This is a genomic window from Vibrio sp. RC586 (assembly GCF_000176715.1).
In the GTDB taxonomy this organism is placed as follows: domain Bacteria; phylum Pseudomonadota; class Gammaproteobacteria; order Enterobacterales; family Vibrionaceae; genus Vibrio.
The window spans coordinates 70,336-90,732 of sequence record NZ_ADBD01000004.1 but is presented as its reverse complement, the minus strand read 5'-3'; the positions used below and the strand labels follow the sequence as shown (position 1 = coordinate 90,732).

Here is a 20,397-nt window from a genome sequence, read left to right as displayed (position 1 = left end):
TGCATCGCTATTCAAGTAATATGTTCCACTATCAAATTTTTGCCAAATCTGTGGGAGTGAACAAGAATGGCGAGTATTGAAGCCGCTTTAGCTGAGATTAAACGTGGTGTTGAAGAGCTGATCCCAGAAGAAGAGTTGATCGCGAAGCTCAAAGAAAACCGTCCACTGAGAATTAAGTTGGGTGCAGATCCAACGGCTCCGGATATCCATTTAGGCCACACAGTAATCCTCAATAAGCTTCGTACTTTCCAGGATTTAGGTCATGACGTGACATTTTTGATTGGTGACTTTACCGGTATGGTCGGCGATCCAACAGGAAAAAACACCACGCGCCCACCTTTGACTCGTGAAGATGTGTTGCGCAATGCGGAAACCTATAAACAGCAAGTGTTTAAGATCCTCGATCCGGCAAAAACCAAGATCCAATTTAACTCAGAGTGGTTATCACAACTGGGTGCAGAAGGTATGATCCGTTTGGCGTCAAACCAGACCGTTGCTCGTATGTTAGAACGTGATGACTTTAAAAAGCGTTACAACAATGGTCAGCCGATTGCGATTCACGAGTTTATGTACCCTCTACTGCAAGGTTACGACTCTGTTGCGATGGAGACGGACGTTGAGCTCGGCGGTACTGACCAGAAGTTCAACTTGCTGATGGGGCGTGAACTACAAAAATCCAATGGTCAAAAACCACAAGTCGTATTGATGATGCCGCTGCTGGTGGGATTGGATGGCGAGAAGAAAATGTCCAAATCAGCGCACAACTACATTGGGGTGAGTGAAGCGCCAAGCGAAATGTTTGGCAAGATCATGTCGATCTCTGATGATTTGATGTGGAGCTACTACGAGCTGCTCTCTTTCCGCCCATTAGAGCAAATTGCTCAGTTCAAAGCTGATGTGAAAAATGGCACAAACCCTCGTGACATCAAAATCTTGTTAGCAAAAGAGATCATTGCTCGTTTCCATAGTGAATCGGATGCGGATGCCGCAGAACAAGAGTTCATCAACCGCTTTCAAAAAGGCGCAATGCCAGAGGAAATGCCGGAGTTTGAATTTGCTACCGGTATTGCGATTTCAAATCTGTTGAAAGATGCAGGATTAGTGGGATCGACTTCGGATGCACTGCGCATGATTAAACAAGGTGCGGTGAAACTGGATGGAGAGAAGTTGGAGGATGCGAAACTCGTACCTGCTTGTGGCACATCTGTTTATCAAGTCGGTAAACGTAAATTTGCACGAGTGACGATTAAATAATTCGAGTCGCCATCTTAGATAAAAAAGCGCCTAATGGCGCTTTTTTATCTTTCAGGTTTGGATTAACCGCAGTTTACGGTTAATTCGGTTTAGTCGCTAAGTGATTAAACTGAATGAGTTCTTGATAAAACTGAGTCTCAAATTGAATGATCGGCGGCTCGACGGCAACGTTTGTGCTGGTTTTTGATGGGAAATAGTCGGTGACAAACTGAACGAAAAGCGTCTTTGGACGCTGATTTTCATCCATCACAAAGCCTGCCATATTATAAGTGCCATAGAGCGAGCCACTTTTCGCTTTTATTTTGCCACTCACTTGTGGAGTACGCATACTGCGTCGATATTGCAGCGTACCGGATTCTCCCGCGGAAGGCAGCATCGCTATCAAACCCAGCTGAGTATCATGCTGGTAAAGATAGCGTAATGTATCGATCATCACTTGAGGACGAATTTGGTTATTGCGTGAAAGACCAGAGCCGTCAGCCAACTGAGCATCTTCTAATGAAATTCCTGTTCTGGAATAAAAAATCTGCTTAATCGCTTGTGTGCCATTAGCAAAGCTGCCCGGCTGTAAGTAAAAATAGTGTCCTAACGTTTTCGTTAGAGTATCTGCAATCAGGTTATCCGACTCCTGCAGCATGGTTTTAAGTAGAACAGGCAGAGGTTCAGATTGGTGATAAGCGACTTTTTGAGGTTGTTTAAAAGCGGCTTTACCCAACTTGATTTCACCTTTGATCTCAATATTCAGTTGAGCGAGTAGACGATAGAGGATGCGCTGGACGTATAACCCTGTATCTTGAACCGCGAATTTTAAGGGGAGGGGCTTATCACGATGCATCAGACAGCCATCCAATTTATAGTGATTTTCTGCGTTAGCAGTGAGCTCCAAATCGCACAGTAGGCTTTCTTGCTCACTTTTACTGACACTAATCGCTTGAGATTGAACATGCACTGGGTATTGTTCGGGTACGTAAACGCGGGTTTTTCCTTGCGGTTCAGTATAAATAGAGGCTTGGATGCAGTTTCCATCCAAATTGATGGCACTAGCGGGGGCACTGTAGCAGACGCCGAGAATGTCCCAAGGCCAACCTACAGCTCGTTCATAGCCGCTAAATATGCTGTTATCTAGCCACAAATCTCCCTCGATTTTCCCTCCCGTTTGTGATTTTAGTTCTTTGAGGAGAGAGGTTAAATCGGCAGTGGTTAGAGTTGGATCACCAGAAAAGCGAATGGCCCAATCAGGCCCTGAGCGGGTTAATTCCGTTCGGAAGCGAAAATCATCACCCAATTCGAGTTTAGCCGCGAGCGCCGTGAAAATTTTTTGTGTGCTAGCGGGGGGATAATAAAGATGCGTATTCACATTGAGCACCGGCTGCTGTGAAGCGACATCTTCAATCAATAACGCAAAGCGTGATCCTGCTGGGAGTTTACTGGTGGCTGAATCCAACTGAGTTTGCGCATTGGCGATTGGATGAAAGAGAAATGCACTTAAGAGCAGGAGCCTGCGCGGCGAAATTGAAAAAAACATAGCCAAAAACTTCCAGAACAGATGATTGCTGAAGTATAGCCAGATAGAAAAACGCCTGCTAGTCAGCAGGCGTTTGGCGTGTGACATTAAGTCAACAATTAGAAGTCGTAACGTAGACCGATAGCCAGTTCGTCTTCTGCATAAATCTTAGTAGCAACAGATTTGCCACCAACTACACCAATTGAATCACCAGAATCAATCAGGTTGAAGTTGTAAGAGATGTAAGTGCGGAAGTTAGGCTTGAAGTAGTAAGTCGCGTCGATAGCAACGTTATTTGCTGAAGTTTCGCTGTTAGTCTCTGCGTTGTTGTACGTAGTCGTAAACGCTGCTTGACCCAGTTTGTATGCTGCCGCTAGCTCGTAACCAGTGTAATCACCGTTAGTTGCTGCTTTTTCGCCGTCAGTGAACAGACCTGCGAAGTACAGGTTTTCCATGCGGTAAGAAGCTGCCAGCATGTATTCGTTTTGTTCGTCTTGATCTGCGTAACCCGCGCCAACATTGAAGCCAGTGTCACCGAAAGCATAGATTGCAGACAGAGAGTAACCATCTTTACCGTTGTCTGCGTATTCACCTGGATTAGTTGTGCTGTCTACGCGGTCAGCAAAGCGGTAGCTTGCTTTTACGCCTAAGTCACCAAATTGGCCTTTGTATGCCAGCATGTTGTCCGTGCGGTCAGCCACAGCAATTTTGTCTGCGGCTGTGTTACCGTGGTAAGACATGATATCAGTGAAGTCAGTGATTACGCCCAGAGCGCCATCATTTTTACCGTAAGTTACTTCACCGTATGTACCACCGATACCCGCGTAGGTGTAACGGTTGTCTAGCTCTGAACCGCCAGTATTATCAGCAGTAGTGAATTCACCTTCGTAGAAACCTACGCCGTACAGGCTGTCGTTGATTTCTGCTTTACCTAGCAGGTTTAGACGCACACGAGAGTTGTCTTGTGCTTTGCCATCTTTCATAGACAGACGTGCTTCAGCACGACCACCGATCTCTAGAGAAGTACCTTTCGCGCTGTAAACAGTTGAACCTGCTTTGTCACTGCTTTGGTTAATTCCGTCAGCGTAAGCACCAGTAGCCACTGCAGCGGCTGATACAGCAAGAGCAATCAGAGTCTTGTTCATCTTATAAGTCCTAATTTATTGTCCATAAATTGATTTTGTACGACGTAAAGTCACGTCAATCGAAATAGATGATGCATCAAGCTTCATTTGTTATTGGTGTGTCGAAACCATAAAGCACAAGAAAGTTGATGGTTCAGCCATTTTCGTGGCTCTTTTTGTACTCCTAAAGTTCCGAGATGAGTTAGTAAAATGATATAAATCAGGCTTATGAACACTGTTTTATTTCTGGTAAAAAATTATCAAATTATTGTTTTTAAAGTGTTTTTGTTGATTTTAAGTGCTGGTCAGCTTTGAGGGTTAGATGGTTTTTTTTATTTTTTTTTATCGTAATTGAGTGAGTTTTGTTCGTTCTAATTGTGCTAAAGATCACATATAAAAAGTGGAAATCGGATTTTGAGTAAATTCGTCTCGCAAATATTGAATTTGGGTGATTTAGCACTTAACTTTGTTTACACTTTTGCTTAATCCAAATGGTTCAACACTAACCCAACCCGATTTAGGATGTTGGGAAACTTTTTATTGTCCAAAGAAAACTTTGGCGCAGAGGTAAATGATGGAAAAAGTTCCAATGACAGCGCGAGGAGAGAAACTCCTGCGTGAAGAGCTCGACAGACTGTTAAAGCTCAGACCCAAAATCACAGAAGCGATTGCTGAAGCTCGCGAACTCGGTGATCTTAAAGAAAACGCGGAATACCACGCCGCTCGAGAAGAACAAGGGATTTGTGAAGCTCAAATTCGTGACATTGAATACAAATTGTCTGTAGCTCAGGTGATTGATGTCACTACGATGGAAAACAACGGCAAAGTGATTTTTGGTGCGACAGTGACGGTTATTGATGTCAATACTGATGAGGAGAAAACGTACCAAATCGTGGGTGATGATGAGGCGGATATCAAATCAGGGCGTATTTCGGTTAACTCTCCAATTGCACGTGGTTTGATCGGTAAACTTGAAGGTGATGAAGTTGCTATTGCGACCCCTGGTGGCAATAAAGACTTCGAAATCGATCGTGTTGAATACCTATAAGTTAGGCAATTCAAAAAGTAAAAAAGGTCGCTGATGCGACCTTTTTTGTTCATCCAATGGCTGATTATTTGCGCGGCAATTCGATTTTGCGTTGCTGAGACTGGCGATAAAGTACGAGAACTTTACCGATTACCTGTACTTTTTCGGCACCAGTTTCGCGAACAATTGCGTCAACGATCAATTGCTTAGTTTCACGATCTTCCGAAACGACTTTCACTTTAATCAGTTCGTGGTGATCGAGCGCAATTTCGATTTCCGCCAGCACAGCTTCTGTTAATCCGTTTGCGCCCATTAACACAACAGGTTTTAAGTTGTGTGCCAAGCCTTTCAGATGCTGCTTTTGTTTGTTGCTTAGGTTCATTACGCGGCCAAATTTATTTAATATTAGGGTTGAAAACCGTCATTTTAACGCCATCTATTCTAGAAGACTATATTTTCTACCAGACTTTCTTGGATAGCGGTGACTTAGTTAGGAACAAAATGAGTAAACAGAAACACTCGGCGAGTTCAACTCGCTGGTTAAAAGAGCATTTTGACGACAAATATGCTAACGAAGCTAGGAAGAAAGGCTTTCGTTCTCGTGCTATCTTCAAAATAGAAGAGATCCAAAATAAAGACAAACTACTAAAAGCAGGTATGACTGTGGTCGATCTAGGTGCTGCACCGGGTGGATGGTCACAGTTTGCTGCGAAAGTCGTGGGTGACAGTGGTCGAGTAATCGCTTGTGATCTTTTACCGATGGAATCCATTGCCGGTGTTTCTTTCTTGCAAGGTGATTTCCGTGAAGAAGCCGTATTGAATGCATTACTGGAACGTATTCAACCAGAGATGGTGGATGTGGTGATGTCTGATATGGCACCGAATATGGCGGGGAACCTATCGGTTGACCAACCTCGGGCTATGTACCTTGTCGAATTGGCATTGGATATGTGTCGACAAGTTCTGGCTCCGAATGGTAGTTTTGTGGTGAAAGTGTTTCAAGGAGAAGGCTTTGATGATTATGTCAAAGCGGTCAGAGACCTGTTTAAAGCGGTCAAAATTCGTAAACCGGACTCATCTCGATCACGTTCACGCGAAGTTTTTATCGTAGCGACTGGTTACAAAGGTTAACTATTTCACCATTTGGTGCTCAAGTCGAACCTATAGCCGCTAGCTATAAACTGTAGTACCCTACCTTTTAATTACAATTAGTTATCGAGAGGCTTACACCTTGAGTGACATGGCAAAAAATTTAATTCTGTGGCTTGTGATTGCTGTCGTTTTAATGTCTGTATTCCAGAGTTTCGGCCCTGGGGAAAACAACGGTAAAGCGGTTGATTACACCACATTTGTAAAAGAAGTTGGTCAAGGCCAGATTCAGGAAGCTCAATTCAACAACGGTGAAATTACTTTCATGCGTCGTGGAGGGAGCAGTCGTTATGTAACTTACATGCCGGTTTATGATCAAAAGCTCCTCGATGACTTGATTAACCAAGATGTTAAAGTGCAAGGTACGCCTCCAGAAGAGCAAAGCTTGCTTGGTACTATTTTCATCTCTTGGTTCCCAATGATTCTGCTGATTGGGGTTTGGATTTTCTTCATGCGTCAGATGCAAGGTGGCGGTGGCAAAGGTGCCATGTCATTTGGTAAGAGCAAAGCACGCATGATGAGCGAAGACCAGATAAAAACCACCTTCAGCGATGTAGCGGGTTGTGATGAAGCCAAAGAAGATGTGAAAGAACTGGTGGATTACCTGCGCGATCCTAGCCGTTTCCAAAAGTTGGGCGGTAAGATCCCAACGGGTGTTTTAATGGTGGGGCCTCCTGGTACGGGTAAAACACTGCTAGCAAAAGCCATTGCAGGTGAAGCGAAAGTTCCTTTCTTTACTATTTCTGGCTCTGATTTCGTAGAGATGTTCGTTGGTGTCGGTGCATCTCGCGTGCGTGACATGTTTGAACAAGCGAAGAAAGCTTCTCCATGCATTATTTTCATTGATGAAATTGATGCTGTGGGTCGCCAACGTGGCGCGGGTGTTGGTGGGGGGCACGATGAGCGTGAGCAAACCCTAAACCAAATGCTGGTTGAGATGGATGGTTTTGAAGGCAATGAAGGCATTATTGTCATCGCAGCAACTAACCGTCCCGATGTACTTGATCCAGCACTGCTGCGTCCGGGACGTTTTGACCGCCAAGTTGTGGTTGGATTACCTGACGTTCGCGGCCGTGAGCAGATCCTAAAAGTACATATGCGTAAAGTGCCTTTGGCAGGAGATGTTGAGCCTTCATTGATTGCTCGCGGTACTCCTGGATTCTCGGGGGCGGATTTGGCTAACCTAGTTAACGAAGCTGCTTTGTTCGCTGCTCGTGGTAACAAACGCAACGTTTCTATGGTTGAGTTTGAACTAGCAAAAGACAAGATCATGATGGGGGCAGAGCGCCGTTCAATGGTAATGTCGGAAGAGATCAAAGAGTCCACGGCTTACCATGAAGCGGGTCATGCGGTGGTGGGGCGCTTAGTGCCTGAGCATGATCCTGTGTATAAGGTTTCGATCATTCCTCGTGGACGTGCTTTGGGCGTCACTATGTATCTGCCTGAGCAAGATCGCGTTAGCATGTCCAAGCAGCATCTGGAATCGATGATCTCTAGCTTGTACGGTGGTCGCCTGGCTGAAGAGTTGATTTACGGCAAAGAGAAAGTTTCAACAGGCGCATCAAACGATATTGAGCGCGCAACGGAGATTGCTCGTAAGATGGTGACCCAATGGGGCTTTTCTGAGAAATTGGGTCCTATGCTATATGCAGAAGACGAAGGTGAAGTATTCCTTGGACGCAGTGTGACACAGACGAAGCACATGTCTGATGACACTGCGAAGTTGATTGACGATGAAGTCCGCCAACTTATTGATCGCAACTACGAACGAGCTCGTCAAATCATCATCGATAATATGGATATCATGCATGCGATGAAAGATGCCTTGATGAAATATGAAACGATCGATGCAGGTCAAATTGATGACTTAATGGCGCGTAAGCCAGTCATTCGTGAGCCTGCAGGTTGGGCGGATCAAACCAAAGCACAACCAGAAGCGAAAGCGGTCGAACCTGAAGTGAAAGTCGAACCCGCCTCTGATTTAGTCGCTGATGATGATGTTGCGCCGCCAAGTGAGAAAAAAGACGCAGAATAACGTCACTTTTAACTCTAAACCCCGACTTGTTCGGGGTTTTGTGTTTGCAAGGGAGCTAATTTTAAAACGATGAAAATCAGTTATGCCAATAAGCAACTCAATTTAAACTCTCCCGTTGTTATGGGGATTTTAAACACCACACCAGACTCTTTCTCTGATGGAGGAAGCTACATTGAGCTGGATAAAGCACTCATGAGGGCGCAACAGATGAGCGATGCTGGTGTCGCGATCATTGATATCGGTGGCGAATCGACTCGGCCTGGAGCTCCGGATGTAAGCTTAGAAGAGGAATTACAACGTGTGATTCCATTAATCACCGCAATTCGTCAACAAAATACTCAGGTATGGATTTCCATTGATACCAGCAAAACCGAAGTGATGCGCCAAGCGATTGTAGCGGGGGCGGATCTGATTAATGATGTGCGAGCTTTGCAAGAGCCTGGAGCTCTAGAAGTTGCAGCTCAGGCTCAGGTTCCCGTCTGTATTATGCATATGCAAGGACAACCACGTACCATGCAAATGGCTCCTCAATACGACAATGTGGTTGAAGAGGTTTGCCAGTTTTTAGCGGAACGTATTGCCGCATGTGAGGCCGCCGGTATTAAGCGTGAGAATATTATCTTGGATCCCGGTTTTGGCTTTGGAAAATCGATTCAACACAATTATCATTTACTCGCTCATTTAGAACAGTTTCATCGTTTTGGATTGCCTGTTCTGGCTGGAATGTCGCGTAAATCAATGATTTTCAAAACACTGAATAAACAACCAGCAGAGTGTGCAGCGGGGAGCGTGGCTTGTGCGACTTTAGCAGCAAGTAAAGGGGCGCAAATCATTCGGGTACATGATGTAGAACAAACGCTAGATGCACTAAAAATAGTGCAACTGACATACGAAAATTTGTAAAAACAATAATGTAAAGGAAACACAAATGTCTGATAAAAGACGTTATTTTGGTACTGATGGGGTACGAGGCAAGGTTGGCCAGTACCCAATTACACCTGATTTTGTACTTAAGCTTGGCTGGGCGGCTGGACGTGTTTTGGCAAAACAAGGCACAAAGAAAGTCATCATTGGTAAAGATACTCGTATTTCTGGCTATATGCTGGAGTCCGCTTTGGAAGCTGGTTTGGCGGCGGCGGGTTTGAAAGCGACATTTACCGGACCTATGCCAACACCTGCGGTGGCTTATCTAACCCAAACATTCCGGGCGGAAGCTGGGATTGTTATTTCTGCATCGCACAACCCTTACTACGATAACGGCATCAAATTTTTCTCTTATGAGGGAACCAAACTGCCGGATGAAATTGAGTTAGCGATTGAAGCTGAGTTGGATAAAGACATCGAATGCGTTGAATCTGCAGAACTTGGTAAGGCCTCACGTATGGTGGACGCTGCGGGTCGCTATATCGAGTTTTGTAAAAGCACTTTCCCATCAAAACTCAGTTTGTCTGGCTTGAAGCTGGTGGTGGATTGCGCGAATGGCGCTACATACCACATCGCGCCAAATGTCTTTCGCGAGCTAGGGGCAGATGTGATTGCGATGGGGGTTGAGCCTAATGGTTTGAACATTAATGATCAAGTTGGGGCAACCGATGTCCGCGCACTACAAAAACGCGTTGTTGAAGAAAAAGCACATCTTGGCTTAGCTTTTGATGGTGACGGCGATCGCATCATAATGGTTGACCATTTGGGGAATAAAGTCGATGGTGATCAAATTGCCTACATTATAGCGCGCGATGCATTGCGCCGTGGTGAACTCAAAGGCGGCGTTGTTGGGACATTGATGACCAACCTTGGCATGGAGAATGGCCTAAAACAACTTGGTATTCCTTTTTCGCGTGCCGCGGTGGGGGATCGCTATGTTATGGAAAAGCTGCAGGAAAAGGGCTGGAAGATTGGAGCGGAAAACTCAGGTCACGTCATTTTACTTGATAAAGTGACCACAGGTGATGCGATTGTCGCAGGTCTACAAGTGCTTGCCTCTGTCGTTGATAGTGAAATGACTCTGCATGAGTTAGCCAAAGGTATGACCCTTTACCCGCAAGTATTGGAAAATGTTCGTTTTGCGGGGGAGAATAATCCACTTGAAGCGGAAGCGGTGAAAGCAGCGGTAGCTGAGGTTGAAGCTGAGTTAGGCTCGAAAGGCCGTGTATTGCTGCGTAAATCGGGTACGGAACCTCTGATTCGCGTTATGGTGGAAGGCGAAGACGATGCGCTAGTTAAGCAGTCTGCACTGAAAATTGCTCAAGCAGTGAAAGATAACTGCTAATTTGACGACTGATTTCTACGATTCCTAGTTGCTTGATTTCGCGCTAGGAATTGTAGAAATTCTAGAAAAACGGTTGTTGTGCGAGTTTTTTGAGCGATTAAATCGGAAAGTTATTTTTTTTAGAAAATACCTCTTGTCAGCCTCAGTACCATTCGTTAGTATTGCGTCCGCTTTCAGAGAGAAAGGTCGCTGGCCTTGTTCAAGTCTAATGATGCGAACGGCGCTAGCTCAACAAATATGAACATAGGTGGAAGTAATGTTTACAGTTCTACTTGTGATTTACCTGTTGGCAGCGGTTGCTATCATTGGCCTAGTGTTGATTCAACAAGGTAAAGGCGCAGACATGGGAGCCTCATTCGGTGCTGGCGCGTCAAACACAGTGTTTGGTGCTAGCGGCTCAGGTAATTTCTTAACCCGAATGACTGCAATTTTTGCAACAATATTTTTCGTTATCAGTCTTGTGCTTGGCAATATGTCAACTCACAAAACCGAATCACAATGGGTTGACCCTTCACAAGGTCAAGTGATTCAGCAAACTGGTGACACAGTGAGTGAAGCTCCAGCTAAAAGCGACGAGATCCCTCAATAAACTATCTGGTTTTAGATAGTGCAAGTTATGCCGAGATGGTGAAATTGGTAGACACACTAGCATGAGGTGCTAGCGCCTTAGGTGTGAGGGTTCGAGTCCCTCTCTCGGCACCATATTTACAAACTTGTAAATCACTTTGTTGAGCGTATAATGCTCGCAAGTCGGACGCGGGGTGGAGCAGCTTGGTAGCTCGTCGGGCTCATAACCCGAAGGTCGTCGGTTCAAATCCGGCCCCCGCAACCAATCTCTCCTAACGATTAGAGAGACAAGTTTGGCAGTGTTAACCTCACTGCAGTTGAGAAGCGATTCTCAATTTATCAGGGTCCAGCAATAAAAAACCCCGACTTAATCGGGGTTTTTTATTATCTAAATTTCCTTTTTCGGGGATTTTAGATATTTGCTTGGTATTTAAATTGGGCTCTAAGCCCTTTTTTTGTTTCTGGAGTGGTTTAGATGACTGGTTTAGAAAGACAACTTACTGAAATGCTTGAAGCTCCGGTGGTTGCTGCAGGTTATGAGTTGGTTGGATTAGAGTTCGTCCGTGCAGGGCAGCATTCCACACTACGTATCTTTATTGATCACGAAAACGGTATCACTGTGGAAGACTGCGCAGAAGTGAGTCGCCAAGTGAGTGCAGTTTTGGATGTTGAAGACCCAATTTCGGTCGTTTACAACCTTGAAGTGTCTTCGCCTGGTCTGGAAAGACCACTCTTTAAACCAGCACATTACGAGCAGTTTATTGGTCACGAGGTCAGCATCGTTTTGAAGATGGCTGTTGCTAATCGTCGCAAGTGGAAAGGTATCATTCAATCTATTGAGGGTGAAACTGTTGCTGTGACGGTTGATGGGCAAGAAGAGCATTTTGCTCTGAGCAACATTTCAAAAGCTAACCTGATCCCTAAATTTTAAGTCTTTGAGGCTAGAACAATGAGTAAAGAAATTTTAGCGGTAGTTGAGGCGGTTTCTAACGAGAAAGCGGTACCTCGTGAGCGTATTTTTGAAGCGCTGGAAACTGCGTTAGCGACTTCAACTAAAAAGAAGTATGAGATTGAGATCGATGTTCGCGTTGCGATCGATCGTAAAACTGGCGCATTTGAAACTTTTCGTCGTTGGTTAGTGGTTGAGAATGTTGAGCATCCAACCAAAGAAATCTCATTTGAAGCAGCAAGTTTTGATGATGAATCAGTGCAAATGGGTGACTACATTGAAGATCAGATCGAATCTGTCACCTTCGACCGTATTACCACTCAAACGGCTAAGCAAGTGATCGTACAAAAAGTACGTGAAGCTGAGCGTGCGCAAATCGTAGAGCAATTCATTGATAACGAAGGTGAGTTGGTTACTGGTGTAGTGAAGAAAGTAAACCGTGAGACAGTGATTCTGGATCTGGGTAACAACGCTGAAGCTGTTATCCTGCGTGAAGATCAACTACCACGTGAAAACTTCCGTCCAGGCGATCGCGTACGTGGTCTACTGTTCAAAGTGGCTCCTGAAGCTCGTGGCTTCCAACTGTTCATCACTCGTTCTAAACCAGAAATGTTGGCGGAATTGTTCCGTGTTGAAGTTCCTGAAATCGGTGAAGAGCTGATTGAATTGAAAGCAGCAGCACGTGATCCTGGCTCTCGTGCTAAGATCGCCGTTAAAACCAACGACAAGCGTATTGACCCTGTGGGTGCGTGTGTGGGTATGCGTGGTGCACGTGTACAAGCGGTTTCGGGTGAACTCGGTGGTGAGCGTATTGATATCGTGCTGTGGGACGATAACCCAGCGCAATTCGTAATTAACGCCATGGCTCCGGCTGATGTCGCTTCAATCATTATGGATGAAGATACACACTCAATGGATATCGCAGTTGAGGCGGATAACCTTGCGCAAGCGATCGGCCGTAACGGCCAGAACGTACGTCTTGCCTCTCAACTGACTGGTTGGGAACTGAACGTAATGACGGTTGCGGATCTGCAGAAGAAGCACCAAGAAGAATCAATGGCATCTATCGAGAACTTCATGAAGTACCTCGATATTGAGCAAGACTTTGCTGAGCTTCTGGTTGAAGAAGGTTTCTCTACGCTAGAAGAGATCGCTTACGTACCAATGAACGAGCTACTTGATGTTGATGGCATGGACGAAGATCTAGCCGAAGAACTGCGTAGCCGTGCAAAAGAAGCACTGACGACGATTGCTCTGGCAAAAGAAGAATCGTTCGAAGGTCTTGAGCCAGCAGAAGATCTGCTTGCACTAGCAGGACTGGAACGCGAAATGGCATTCAAACTGGCGGCAAAAGGTGTTGCGACACTGGAAGATCTGGCTGACCAAGGTGTGGATGATTTAGAAGGTATTGAAGGTCTGACCGAACAACGTGCGGGTGAGCTCATTATGGCTGCTCGTAACATTTGTTGGTTTGGTGAAGACGCATAATTTTCAGCAAGGGGAGGAAGCGGCATGACACAAACTACCGTTAAAGCACTGAGTGAAGAAATTGGTACACCAGTAGACCGCTTATTAGAGCAACTTGCTGATGCAGGAATGAACAAGGCTGTTGCAGATCATGTATCTGAAGATGAGAAGCAGAAATTGCTTGCTCATTTACGTAAGGAGCACGGTGATGCGACTGGCGCTGAGCCAACGCGTCTGACACTCCAGCGTAAAACCCGCAGCACACTGAGCGTTAATGCAGGTGGCGGTAAAAGTAAGAATGTTCAGATTGAAGTGCGCAAAAAACGTACGTATGTTAAGCGCAGTTCTGTTGACGATGATGCAGCACGTGAAGCGGAAGAAGCCGCAATGCGTGCTGCAGAAGAGCAAGCACAACGTGACGCTGAAGAAGCGGCTAAACGTGCGGCTGAAGAAAAAGCCAAACGTGAAGCTGAAGAAGCAGTAAAACGTGAAGCAGAGGCAAAACGTGTTGCAGAAGAAAAGGCGAAGCGCGAAGCGCAAGCTGCTGCACAACCACGTTCTGACGAAGAAAAATTGAAGCAAGAAACAGCGCGCAAAGAAGCCGAGGCGCTAAAACGTCGCCAGGAAGAAGAAGCAAGACGTAAGGCCGAAGAGGAAAGTCGCCGTCAACTTGAAAAAGTACGCGAATTGGCTGAAAAAAATGGTGAGCGTTGGTCTGCTGAAAAAGAGACTGTAGGTGATATGCAAGAAAACACAGATTATCATGTAACGACTTCGCAATATGCACGCGAAGCCGAAGACGAGGCAGACCTTCACGAGGAAGGTGCCCGTCGTCGCTCCACAAAAGCGAATAAGAGAAAGATGTCTTCTCGCGATGACAACCAAGAACGTGACGCTCGCCCTCGTGGTGGCAAAGCGGGTCGTAAAGGCCGCATCAACAAGCCAATGTCTATGCAGCACGGTTTTGATAAAACCGCTGTAGTAGCAAAAGCGGATGTTGTGGTTGGTGAAACCATCATCGTTTCTGAACTGGCACAAAAAATGTCAGTGAAAGCGACTGAAGTCATCAAAGTGATGATGAAAATGGGCGCAATGGCGACTATTAACCAAGTGATCGATCAAGAAACTGCTCAACTGGTAGCAGAAGAAATGGGTCACAAAGTGGTACTGCGTAAAGAAAACGAACTGGAAGAAGCGATCCTTTCTGATCGTGATGACAAGTTTGATGAAGTTTCTCGTGCGCCAGTTGTGACCATCATGGGTCACGTTGACCACGGTAAGACTTCTACGCTGGACTACATTCGTCGTACTCACGTTGCCTCTGGTGAAGCGGGTGGTATTACTCAGCACATCGGTGCCTACCACGTTGAAACTCCAAACGGCATGATCACCTTCCTAGATACTCCTGGACACGCGGCGTTTACCGCAATGCGTGCTCGTGGTGCGCAAGCAACGGATATCGTAGTGCTGGTTGTGGCTGCGGACGATGGCGTAATGCCACAAACCGTGGAAGCGATCCAACACGCAAAAGCGGCGGGTGTTCCACTGATCGTTGCAGTAAACAAGATCGATAAAGACACGGCTAACCCAGATAACGTGAAAAACGAACTGGCGCAGTACAACGTTATGCCTGAAGAGTGGGGCGGTGAGAACATGTTTGTTCACATCTCTGCAAAACAAGGTACAAACATTGAAGGTCTTCTAGAAGCTATCCTGCTACAAGCTGAGGTTCTTGAGCTGAAAGCGGTGAAACAAGGTATGGCGTCTGGCGTGGTGATCGAATCTCGTCTGGATAAAGGCCGTGGTCCTGTAGCGACGGTTCTGGTTCAATCAGGTACCTTGCGTAAGGGTGACATCGTACTGTGTGGTCAAGAATATGGCCGCGTTCGTGCAATGCGTGATGAAATCGGTAACGAAGTTGAAGAAGCGGGTCCATCGATCCCAGTTGAAATCCTCGGTCTGTCTGGTGTTCCAGCTGCCGGTGATGAAGCAACCGTAGTACGTGATGAGCGTAAAGCACGTGAAGTGGCTAACTACCGTGCTGGTAAGTTCCGCGAAGTGAAACTGGCGCGTCAACAGAAGTCTAAACTGGAGAACATGTTCTCTAACATGACTGCGGGCGATGTGGCTGAGCTGAACATTGTACTGAAAGCTGACGTACAAGGTTCTGTAGAAGCGATTGCGGATTCTCTGCGTAAACTTTCTACCGAAGAAGTGAAAGTGAACATCGTAGGTTCTGGCGTAGGTGGTATCACAGAAACGGATGTGGTGTTGGCTGCGGCTTCTAACGCTATCGTGGTAGGCTTTAACGTACGTGCTGATGCATCTGCTCGCCGTACCATTGAAGCTGAAAACATCGATCTACGTTACTACTCAATCATTTACCAATTGATCGACGAAGTGAAACAGGCGATGAGCGGCATGCTTTCTCCTGAGTTCAAACAAGAGATCATCGGTCTGGCGGAAGTTCGTGACGTATTTAAGTCACCAAAACTGGGCGCGATTGCAGGCTGTATGGTTACTGAAGGCGTTATCAAGCGTAATGCTCCGATCCGCGTTCTGCGTGATAACGTAGTTATCTACGAAGGTGAACTGGAATCTCTGCGTCGCTTTAAAGATGACGTTGCAGAAGTTAAGAATGGTTACGAGTGTGGTATCGGCGTTAAGAACTACAACGACGTTCGCGTCGGTGACCAGATCGAAGTGTTCGAAACGATTGAAATCCAACGTACTATCGACTAATCAACTACTGTTGCATTAATCAAGGCAATGTAGGTTGTTGAATACACCATGGGGGGCTGGTCGAAACCATCCCCCCATTCTTTCTATCAGTGAGAAAAGATATGCCGAAAGAATTTAGCCGCACACAGCGTGTGGCACAGCAATTACAAAAAGAACTGGCGATGATCCTGCAACGTGAAGTGCGCGATTCTCGTCTAGGTATGGTGACCATTTCTGATGTAGAAGTGTCGCGCGATCTGGCTTACGCCAAAGTGTTCGTGACATTCCTGTGCATCGGTGAGCAAACACCAGAATCTTGCTTGGCTGCTTTACGTGAGCACGAAGTGCAAATCCGTATGATGTTAGGTAAGCAAATCCGCTTACGTTTGACACCAGAAATTCGCTTCTACTACGACAACACTTTGGTTGAAGGTATGCGCATGTCAAACCTAGTAACGGAAGTGATCAACAGTGATAAGCGTCGTATGCATGAAGCTGGTCGTGATGAGGACGAAGCGTAATGGCTCGTCGACGTAAAGGTCGGGTTATCCACGGTGTGATTCTGTTGGATAAGCCGACAGGAATTTCCTCCAACGACGCTTTGCAAAAAGTTAAACGTCTCTATGGTGCTGAAAAAGCTGGCCATACCGGCGCACTTGACCCTCTGGCGACCGGCATGCTGCCGATCTGCCTCGGTGAAGCCACAAAGTTTTCTCAGTTTCTGCTTGATTCCGATAAACGTTATCGCGTGATCGCAAAATTGGGCGAACGTACCGATACGTCAGATTCTGATGGGCAAGTGGTACAAACGCGTCCTGTTAATGTGGAACGCGATACGCTTCTTGCGTGTATTGAAAAGTTTCGCGGTGAGACCGATCAAGTCCCATCCATGTTCTCAGCGTTGAAATACCAAGGCCGTCCACTCTACGAATACGCTCGACAGGGCATTGAAGTACCGCGTGAAGCACGCAAGATCACCGTGTATGAAATCGAGCTGCATCGTTTCGAAGGCGATGAAGTGGAGATGGAAGTGCACTGCTCAAAAGGCACCTACATCCGTACCATCGTCGATGATCTGGGTGAGATGCTGGGTTGCGGCGCACATGTGACTATGCTGCGTCGTGTCGGTGTCGCTAACTATCCGTATGAACGAATGGTGACACTAGAGCAGCTCAATACATTAGTTGAACAAGCCCATCGTGATGAAAAGACGGTTTCTGACGTTCTCGATCCGCTATTACTGCCGATGGATACCGCCGTGGAAGCGTTACCAGAAGTCAACGTGATCCCAGAGCTGATGCAGCTTGTGCAGCATGGACAAGCGGTGCAGGTTTCTGGTGCGCCAACCGATGGTATGGTGCGCATCACTGGCGGTGAACAGAAGTTGTTTCTTGGCGTTGGTGAGATTGACGATAACGGCAAGGTAGCGCCGAAACGCTTAGTCGTTTACGGCGAATAAACCTGCAGGATGGCTCGTTTGATGGCGAGACATTCCGCTTGTGCGAGTCAGGATTATTCCCTATAATTCGCGCTTCTCGTGTCGGCTGAATCAGAGATTGGCTGACACAAACTTAAACCTCAAACTCTTTAGGAGAGAATTATGTCTCTGAATGCAGAAACTAAAGCAGCAATCGTTGCTGAATACGCACGTTGTGAAAATGACACTGGTTCACCAGAAGTACAAGTAGCACTGCTGACTGCTTCTATCAACCACCTGCAAGGTCACTTCCAAGCACACAAAGGCGATCACCACAGCCGTCGTGGTCTGCTGCGCATGGTTTCAAGCCGTCGTAAGCTGCTGGACTACCTGAAAGGCAAAGATCTGTCTCGTTACCAAGATCTGATCAAACGTCTAGGTCTGCGTCGTTAATTCGTCGCTGCAAAGCACAGTTTGTACAGAAAAGGGGCGAAAGCCCCTTTTTTGCAGCCTAAATTTGCACTCTAAATTAGCTATCCTTCCGTTAAGTAGTTTATACTACCCGCCGTTCAGTTCGCGTGACTGAGCAAGTTTGTACTCATGGCATTACCGTCACCGCAGTCGACCAAAAGGTCGCGGCTATTAAAAACAGATTGTTCTCTCGACTATTTCCCCAAGTTTCAGTCTTTTTTTACTAGTCGCGATTCGTAGTGCTTTGAGTATTGATGATTTGATTTCAGGCTTGTCCTGAGAATAAGGAATACTCATGTTCGAAAAACCAGTAGTAAAAACGTTTCAGTACGGTAACCACACCGTTACTCTAGAAACCGGTGTTATGGCTCGCCAAGCAACGGCAGCAGTTATGGCAACCATGGACGACACCGCAGTGTTCGTCAGCGTCGTTGGTAAGAAAGAAGCCGTTGTGGGTCAAGATTTCTTCCCTCTGACTGTAAACTACCAAGAGCGTACTTACGCTGCAGGTAAAATCCCTGGTGGTTTCTTTAAGCGCGAAGGTCGTCCTTCTGAAGGCGAAACGTTGACAGCACGTCTGATCGACCGCCCGATCCGCCCACTGTTCCCAGATGGTTTCACTAACGAAGTGCAAGTGATTGTCACTGTCGTTTCTGTTAACCCAGACGTACAACCTGACATCATTTCTATGATCGGTACTTCTGCAGCGCTGGCGATTTCTGGCCTTCCATTCAATGGCCCAATCGGTGCAGCTCGTGTAGGCCACATTGATGGTCAACTGGTTCTAAACCCAAGCGAAAAAGAGCTGAAACAGTCTCGTTTGGATCTGGTTGTTGCGGGTACTGACAACGCTGTGCTGATGGTTGAATCAGAAGCTCAAATTCTAACTGAAGAAGAGATGCTGGCAGCGGTTGTGTTTGGTCACGATCAACAACAAGCCGTTATCAATGCAATCAACGAATTCGCAGCTGAAGTGGCAACTCCAGCATGGGAATGGGTTGCTCCAGCTGAAAACACTGAGCTGAAAGCGAAAGTGGCTGCTCTAGCAGAAACACGTCTGGTTGAAGCGTACCAAATCACTGAAAAAATGGCGCGTTATGCTCGCATCCATGAAATCAGTGCTGAAGTGAGCGCGGCTCTGCTGGCTGAAAACGAAGCGTTGGATGCAAAAGAAATTCACACTATTTTCCACGATTTGGAAAAAACCGTTGTACGTCGTAGCATCATCGCGGGTAACCCACGTATTGATGGCCGTGAAAAAGACATGGTTCGTGCTCTTGATGTACGTACTGGCGTTCTGCCACGTACTCACGGTTCAGCGCTGTTCACGCGCGGTGAAACTCAGGCTCTGGTAACAGCAACTCTGGGTACTCAACGTGACGCACAGATCATTGATGAACTGACTGGCGAGAAGAAAGACCACTTCCTACTGCACTACAACTTCCCTCCATACTGTGTAGGTGAAACTGGCTTTGTAGGTTCTCCTAAGCGTCGCGAAATCGGTCACGGCCGTTTGGCTAAGCGTGGTATCGCAGCAGTTATGCCTTCAGTAGACGAGTTCCCATACACTGTACGTGTGGTTTCTGAGATTACTGAATCGAACGGCTCATCTTCAATGGCTTCTGTGTGTGGTTCATCTTTGGCTCTGATGGATGCGGGTGTACCAATCAAGGCTTCTGTTGCGGGTATCGCAATGGGTCTGGTGAAAGAAGAAAATGATTTCGTAGTTCTGTCTGACATTCTGGGTGATGAAGACCACCTAGGCGACATGGACTTTAAAGTAGCGGGTACCGCAACAGGTGTTACTGCACTGCAGATGGACATCAAGATCGAAGGTATCACTAAAGAGATCATGCAAATTGCACTGAACCAAGCAAAAGGTGCTCGTCTGCACATTCTGTCTGTGATGGATCAAGCGATCTCTGCTGCACGTAGTGATATCTCTGAATTTGCTCCACGTATCCACACCATGAAAATCAGTGTAGATAAGATCAAAGACGTGATCGGTAAAGGCGGTGCGGTAATTCGTCAGCTGACTGAAGAAACGGGCACTACGATCGAGATCGAAGATGACGGCACGATCAAGATCGCAGCAACTGACGGTGATCAAGCGAAAGAAGCGATTCGTCGTATTCAAGAAATCACTGCAGAAGTTGAAGTGGGTGTTATCTACACGGGTAAAGTGGCTCGTCTAGCGGACTTCGGTGCGTTTGTAACGATTCTTCCTGGTAAAGATGGCCTAGTACACATCTCTCAAATCGCTGATAAGCGTGTAGAGAAAGTGTCTGATTACCTGACTGAAGGCCAAGAAGTTCAAGTTAAAGTGCTTGAAATTGACCGTCAAGGCCGTGTTCGTCTCAGTATGAAAGAAGCGGTTGAAACGCCAGCGGAAGCGGCTGCTGAAGTAGCGCCACAAGCGGAATAATTTTTCGTTTTCGGCAAA

At 46.4% G+C, this 20,397-nt stretch carries 17 protein-coding genes and 2 tRNA genes; 16 read left to right on the top strand and 3 right to left on the bottom strand.

The window, feature by feature from the left end; translation table 11 throughout:
* Positions 1-66 precede the first annotated feature (66 nt).
* Positions 67-1,254, top strand: a complete 1,188-nt coding sequence (gene tyrS / locus VOA_RS16145; protein ID WP_000146481.1) for a tyrosine--tRNA ligase — start codon at positions 67-69, stop codon at positions 1,252-1,254.
* A 79-nt stretch (positions 1,255-1,333) separates the two neighbouring features.
* Here tyrS and dacB read toward each other — a convergent pair whose 3' ends face one another.
* On the bottom strand, positions 1,334-2,779 hold the full coding sequence (gene dacB, locus VOA_RS16150) for a serine-type D-Ala-D-Ala carboxypeptidase (protein WP_000466277.1): 1,446 nt from the start codon (positions 2,777-2,779) through the stop codon (positions 1,334-1,336).
* Positions 2,780-2,877: 98 nt separating this feature from the next.
* Positions 2,878-3,903: a porin gene (locus VOA_RS16155; protein WP_009355724.1), complete on the bottom strand. Its 1,026-nt coding sequence runs from the start codon at positions 3,901-3,903 to the stop codon at positions 2,878-2,880.
* 553 nt (positions 3,904-4,456) lie between these two features.
* Between VOA_RS16155 and greA the strand changes: the two genes are divergently transcribed.
* Complete coding sequence (gene greA, locus VOA_RS16160; protein WP_009355723.1) at positions 4,457-4,930, top strand: transcription elongation factor GreA; 474 nt, start codon at positions 4,457-4,459, stop codon at positions 4,928-4,930.
* Between the two features lie 64 nt (positions 4,931-4,994).
* Here the strand turns inward: greA and yhbY are convergent, their stop codons facing one another.
* Entirely contained in the window at positions 4,995-5,291 is a 297-nt protein-coding gene (gene yhbY, locus VOA_RS16165; protein WP_001054291.1) for a ribosome assembly RNA-binding protein YhbY, read from the bottom strand.
* Positions 5,292-5,410: 119 nt separating this feature from the next.
* Between yhbY and rlmE the strand changes: the two genes are divergently transcribed.
* The 14 genes from rlmE to pnp all read left to right on the top strand — a co-directional run bounded on the left by rlmE (position 5,411) and on the right by pnp (position 20,379).
* The gene (gene rlmE / locus VOA_RS16170; protein ID WP_000043216.1) at positions 5,411-6,040 is read left to right on the top strand and encodes a 23S rRNA (uridine(2552)-2'-O)-methyltransferase RlmE; all 630 of its coding nucleotides are present in this window, start codon (positions 5,411-5,413) and stop codon (positions 6,038-6,040) included.
* A 109-nt stretch (positions 6,041-6,149) separates the two neighbouring features.
* On the top strand, positions 6,150-8,093 hold the full coding sequence (gene ftsH / locus VOA_RS16175; RefSeq protein ID WP_001107442.1) for an ATP-dependent zinc metalloprotease FtsH: 1,944 nt from the start codon (positions 6,150-6,152) through the stop codon (positions 8,091-8,093).
* A gap of 69 nt (positions 8,094-8,162) precedes the next feature.
* Positions 8,163-8,996, top strand: coding sequence for a dihydropteroate synthase (folP, locus tag VOA_RS16180; protein WP_000704424.1), 834 nt, complete (start codon positions 8,163-8,165; stop codon positions 8,994-8,996).
* A 25-nt stretch (positions 8,997-9,021) separates the two neighbouring features.
* Positions 9,022-10,362, top strand: coding sequence for a phosphoglucosamine mutase (gene glmM, locus VOA_RS16185; RefSeq protein WP_001281057.1), 1,341 nt, complete (start codon positions 9,022-9,024; stop codon positions 10,360-10,362).
* Positions 10,363-10,618: 256 nt separating this feature from the next.
* A complete protein-coding gene (gene secG / locus VOA_RS16190; protein WP_000495556.1) occupies positions 10,619-10,951 on the top strand; it encodes a preprotein translocase subunit SecG in 333 nt (110 codons plus the stop codon).
* Between the two features lie 29 nt (positions 10,952-10,980).
* Positions 10,981-11,064, top strand: a tRNA-Leu gene (locus VOA_RS16195).
* 53 nt (positions 11,065-11,117) lie between these two features.
* Positions 11,118-11,194 (top strand) — tRNA-Met (locus VOA_RS16200).
* A 210-nt stretch (positions 11,195-11,404) separates the two neighbouring features.
* A complete protein-coding gene (gene rimP / locus VOA_RS16205) occupies positions 11,405-11,860 on the top strand; it encodes a ribosome maturation factor RimP (protein WP_000147149.1) in 456 nt (151 codons plus the stop codon).
* Positions 11,861-11,878: 18 nt separating this feature from the next.
* On the top strand, positions 11,879-13,366 hold the full coding sequence (nusA, locus tag VOA_RS16210) for a transcription termination factor NusA (protein ID WP_000031607.1): 1,488 nt from the start codon (positions 11,879-11,881) through the stop codon (positions 13,364-13,366).
* A 24-nt stretch (positions 13,367-13,390) separates the two neighbouring features.
* Positions 13,391-16,087 (top strand): translation initiation factor IF-2, encoded by a 2,697-nt coding sequence (infB, locus tag VOA_RS16215; protein WP_000195236.1) that lies wholly within the window; start codon positions 13,391-13,393, stop codon positions 16,085-16,087.
* Between the two features lie 101 nt (positions 16,088-16,188).
* Positions 16,189-16,587, top strand: coding sequence for a 30S ribosome-binding factor RbfA (gene rbfA / locus VOA_RS16220; RefSeq protein ID WP_001123658.1), 399 nt, complete (start codon positions 16,189-16,191; stop codon positions 16,585-16,587).
* Entirely contained in the window at positions 16,587-17,525 is a 939-nt protein-coding gene (gene truB, locus VOA_RS16225) for a tRNA pseudouridine(55) synthase TruB (RefSeq protein ID WP_000124048.1), read from the top strand. The genes rbfA and truB overlap by 1 nt, the downstream gene beginning before the upstream one ends.
* A 141-nt stretch (positions 17,526-17,666) precedes the next feature.
* The gene (rpsO, locus tag VOA_RS16230; protein WP_000055655.1) at positions 17,667-17,936 is read left to right on the top strand and encodes a 30S ribosomal protein S15; all 270 of its coding nucleotides are present in this window, start codon (positions 17,667-17,669) and stop codon (positions 17,934-17,936) included.
* A 313-nt stretch (positions 17,937-18,249) separates the two neighbouring features.
* A complete protein-coding gene (gene pnp / locus VOA_RS16235; RefSeq protein WP_000462082.1) occupies positions 18,250-20,379 on the top strand; it encodes a polyribonucleotide nucleotidyltransferase in 2,130 nt (709 codons plus the stop codon).
* Positions 20,380-20,397: the final 18 nt, after the last annotated feature.

Coding starts and splice junctions, on each gene's coding strand:
- tyrS (WP_000146481.1), top strand. CDS start 67: ATGGCGAGTATTGAAGCCGCTTTAGCTGAGATTAAACGTGGTGTTGAA.
- dacB (WP_000466277.1), bottom strand. CDS start 2,779: ATGTTTTTTTCAATTTCGCCGCGCAGGCTCCTGCTCTTAAGTGCATTT.
- VOA_RS16155 (WP_009355724.1), bottom strand. CDS start 3,903: ATGAACAAGACTCTGATTGCTCTTGCTGTATCAGCCGCTGCAGTGGCT.
- greA (WP_009355723.1), top strand. CDS start 4,457: ATGGAAAAAGTTCCAATGACAGCGCGAGGAGAGAAACTCCTGCGTGAA.
- yhbY (WP_001054291.1), bottom strand. CDS start 5,291: ATGAACCTAAGCAACAAACAAAAGCAGCATCTGAAAGGCTTGGCACAC.
- rlmE (WP_000043216.1), top strand. CDS start 5,411: ATGAGTAAACAGAAACACTCGGCGAGTTCAACTCGCTGGTTAAAAGAG.
- ftsH (WP_001107442.1), top strand. CDS start 6,150: ATGGCAAAAAATTTAATTCTGTGGCTTGTGATTGCTGTCGTTTTAATG.
- folP (WP_000704424.1), top strand. CDS start 8,163: ATGAAAATCAGTTATGCCAATAAGCAACTCAATTTAAACTCTCCCGTT.
- glmM (WP_001281057.1), top strand. CDS start 9,022: ATGTCTGATAAAAGACGTTATTTTGGTACTGATGGGGTACGAGGCAAG.
- secG (WP_000495556.1), top strand. CDS start 10,619: ATGTTTACAGTTCTACTTGTGATTTACCTGTTGGCAGCGGTTGCTATC.
- rimP (WP_000147149.1), top strand. CDS start 11,405: ATGACTGGTTTAGAAAGACAACTTACTGAAATGCTTGAAGCTCCGGTG.
- nusA (WP_000031607.1), top strand. CDS start 11,879: ATGAGTAAAGAAATTTTAGCGGTAGTTGAGGCGGTTTCTAACGAGAAA.
- infB (WP_000195236.1), top strand. CDS start 13,391: ATGACACAAACTACCGTTAAAGCACTGAGTGAAGAAATTGGTACACCA.
- rbfA (WP_001123658.1), top strand. CDS start 16,189: ATGCCGAAAGAATTTAGCCGCACACAGCGTGTGGCACAGCAATTACAA.
- truB (WP_000124048.1), top strand. CDS start 16,587: ATGGCTCGTCGACGTAAAGGTCGGGTTATCCACGGTGTGATTCTGTTG.
- rpsO (WP_000055655.1), top strand. CDS start 17,667: ATGTCTCTGAATGCAGAAACTAAAGCAGCAATCGTTGCTGAATACGCA.
- pnp (WP_000462082.1), top strand. CDS start 18,250: ATGTTCGAAAAACCAGTAGTAAAAACGTTTCAGTACGGTAACCACACC.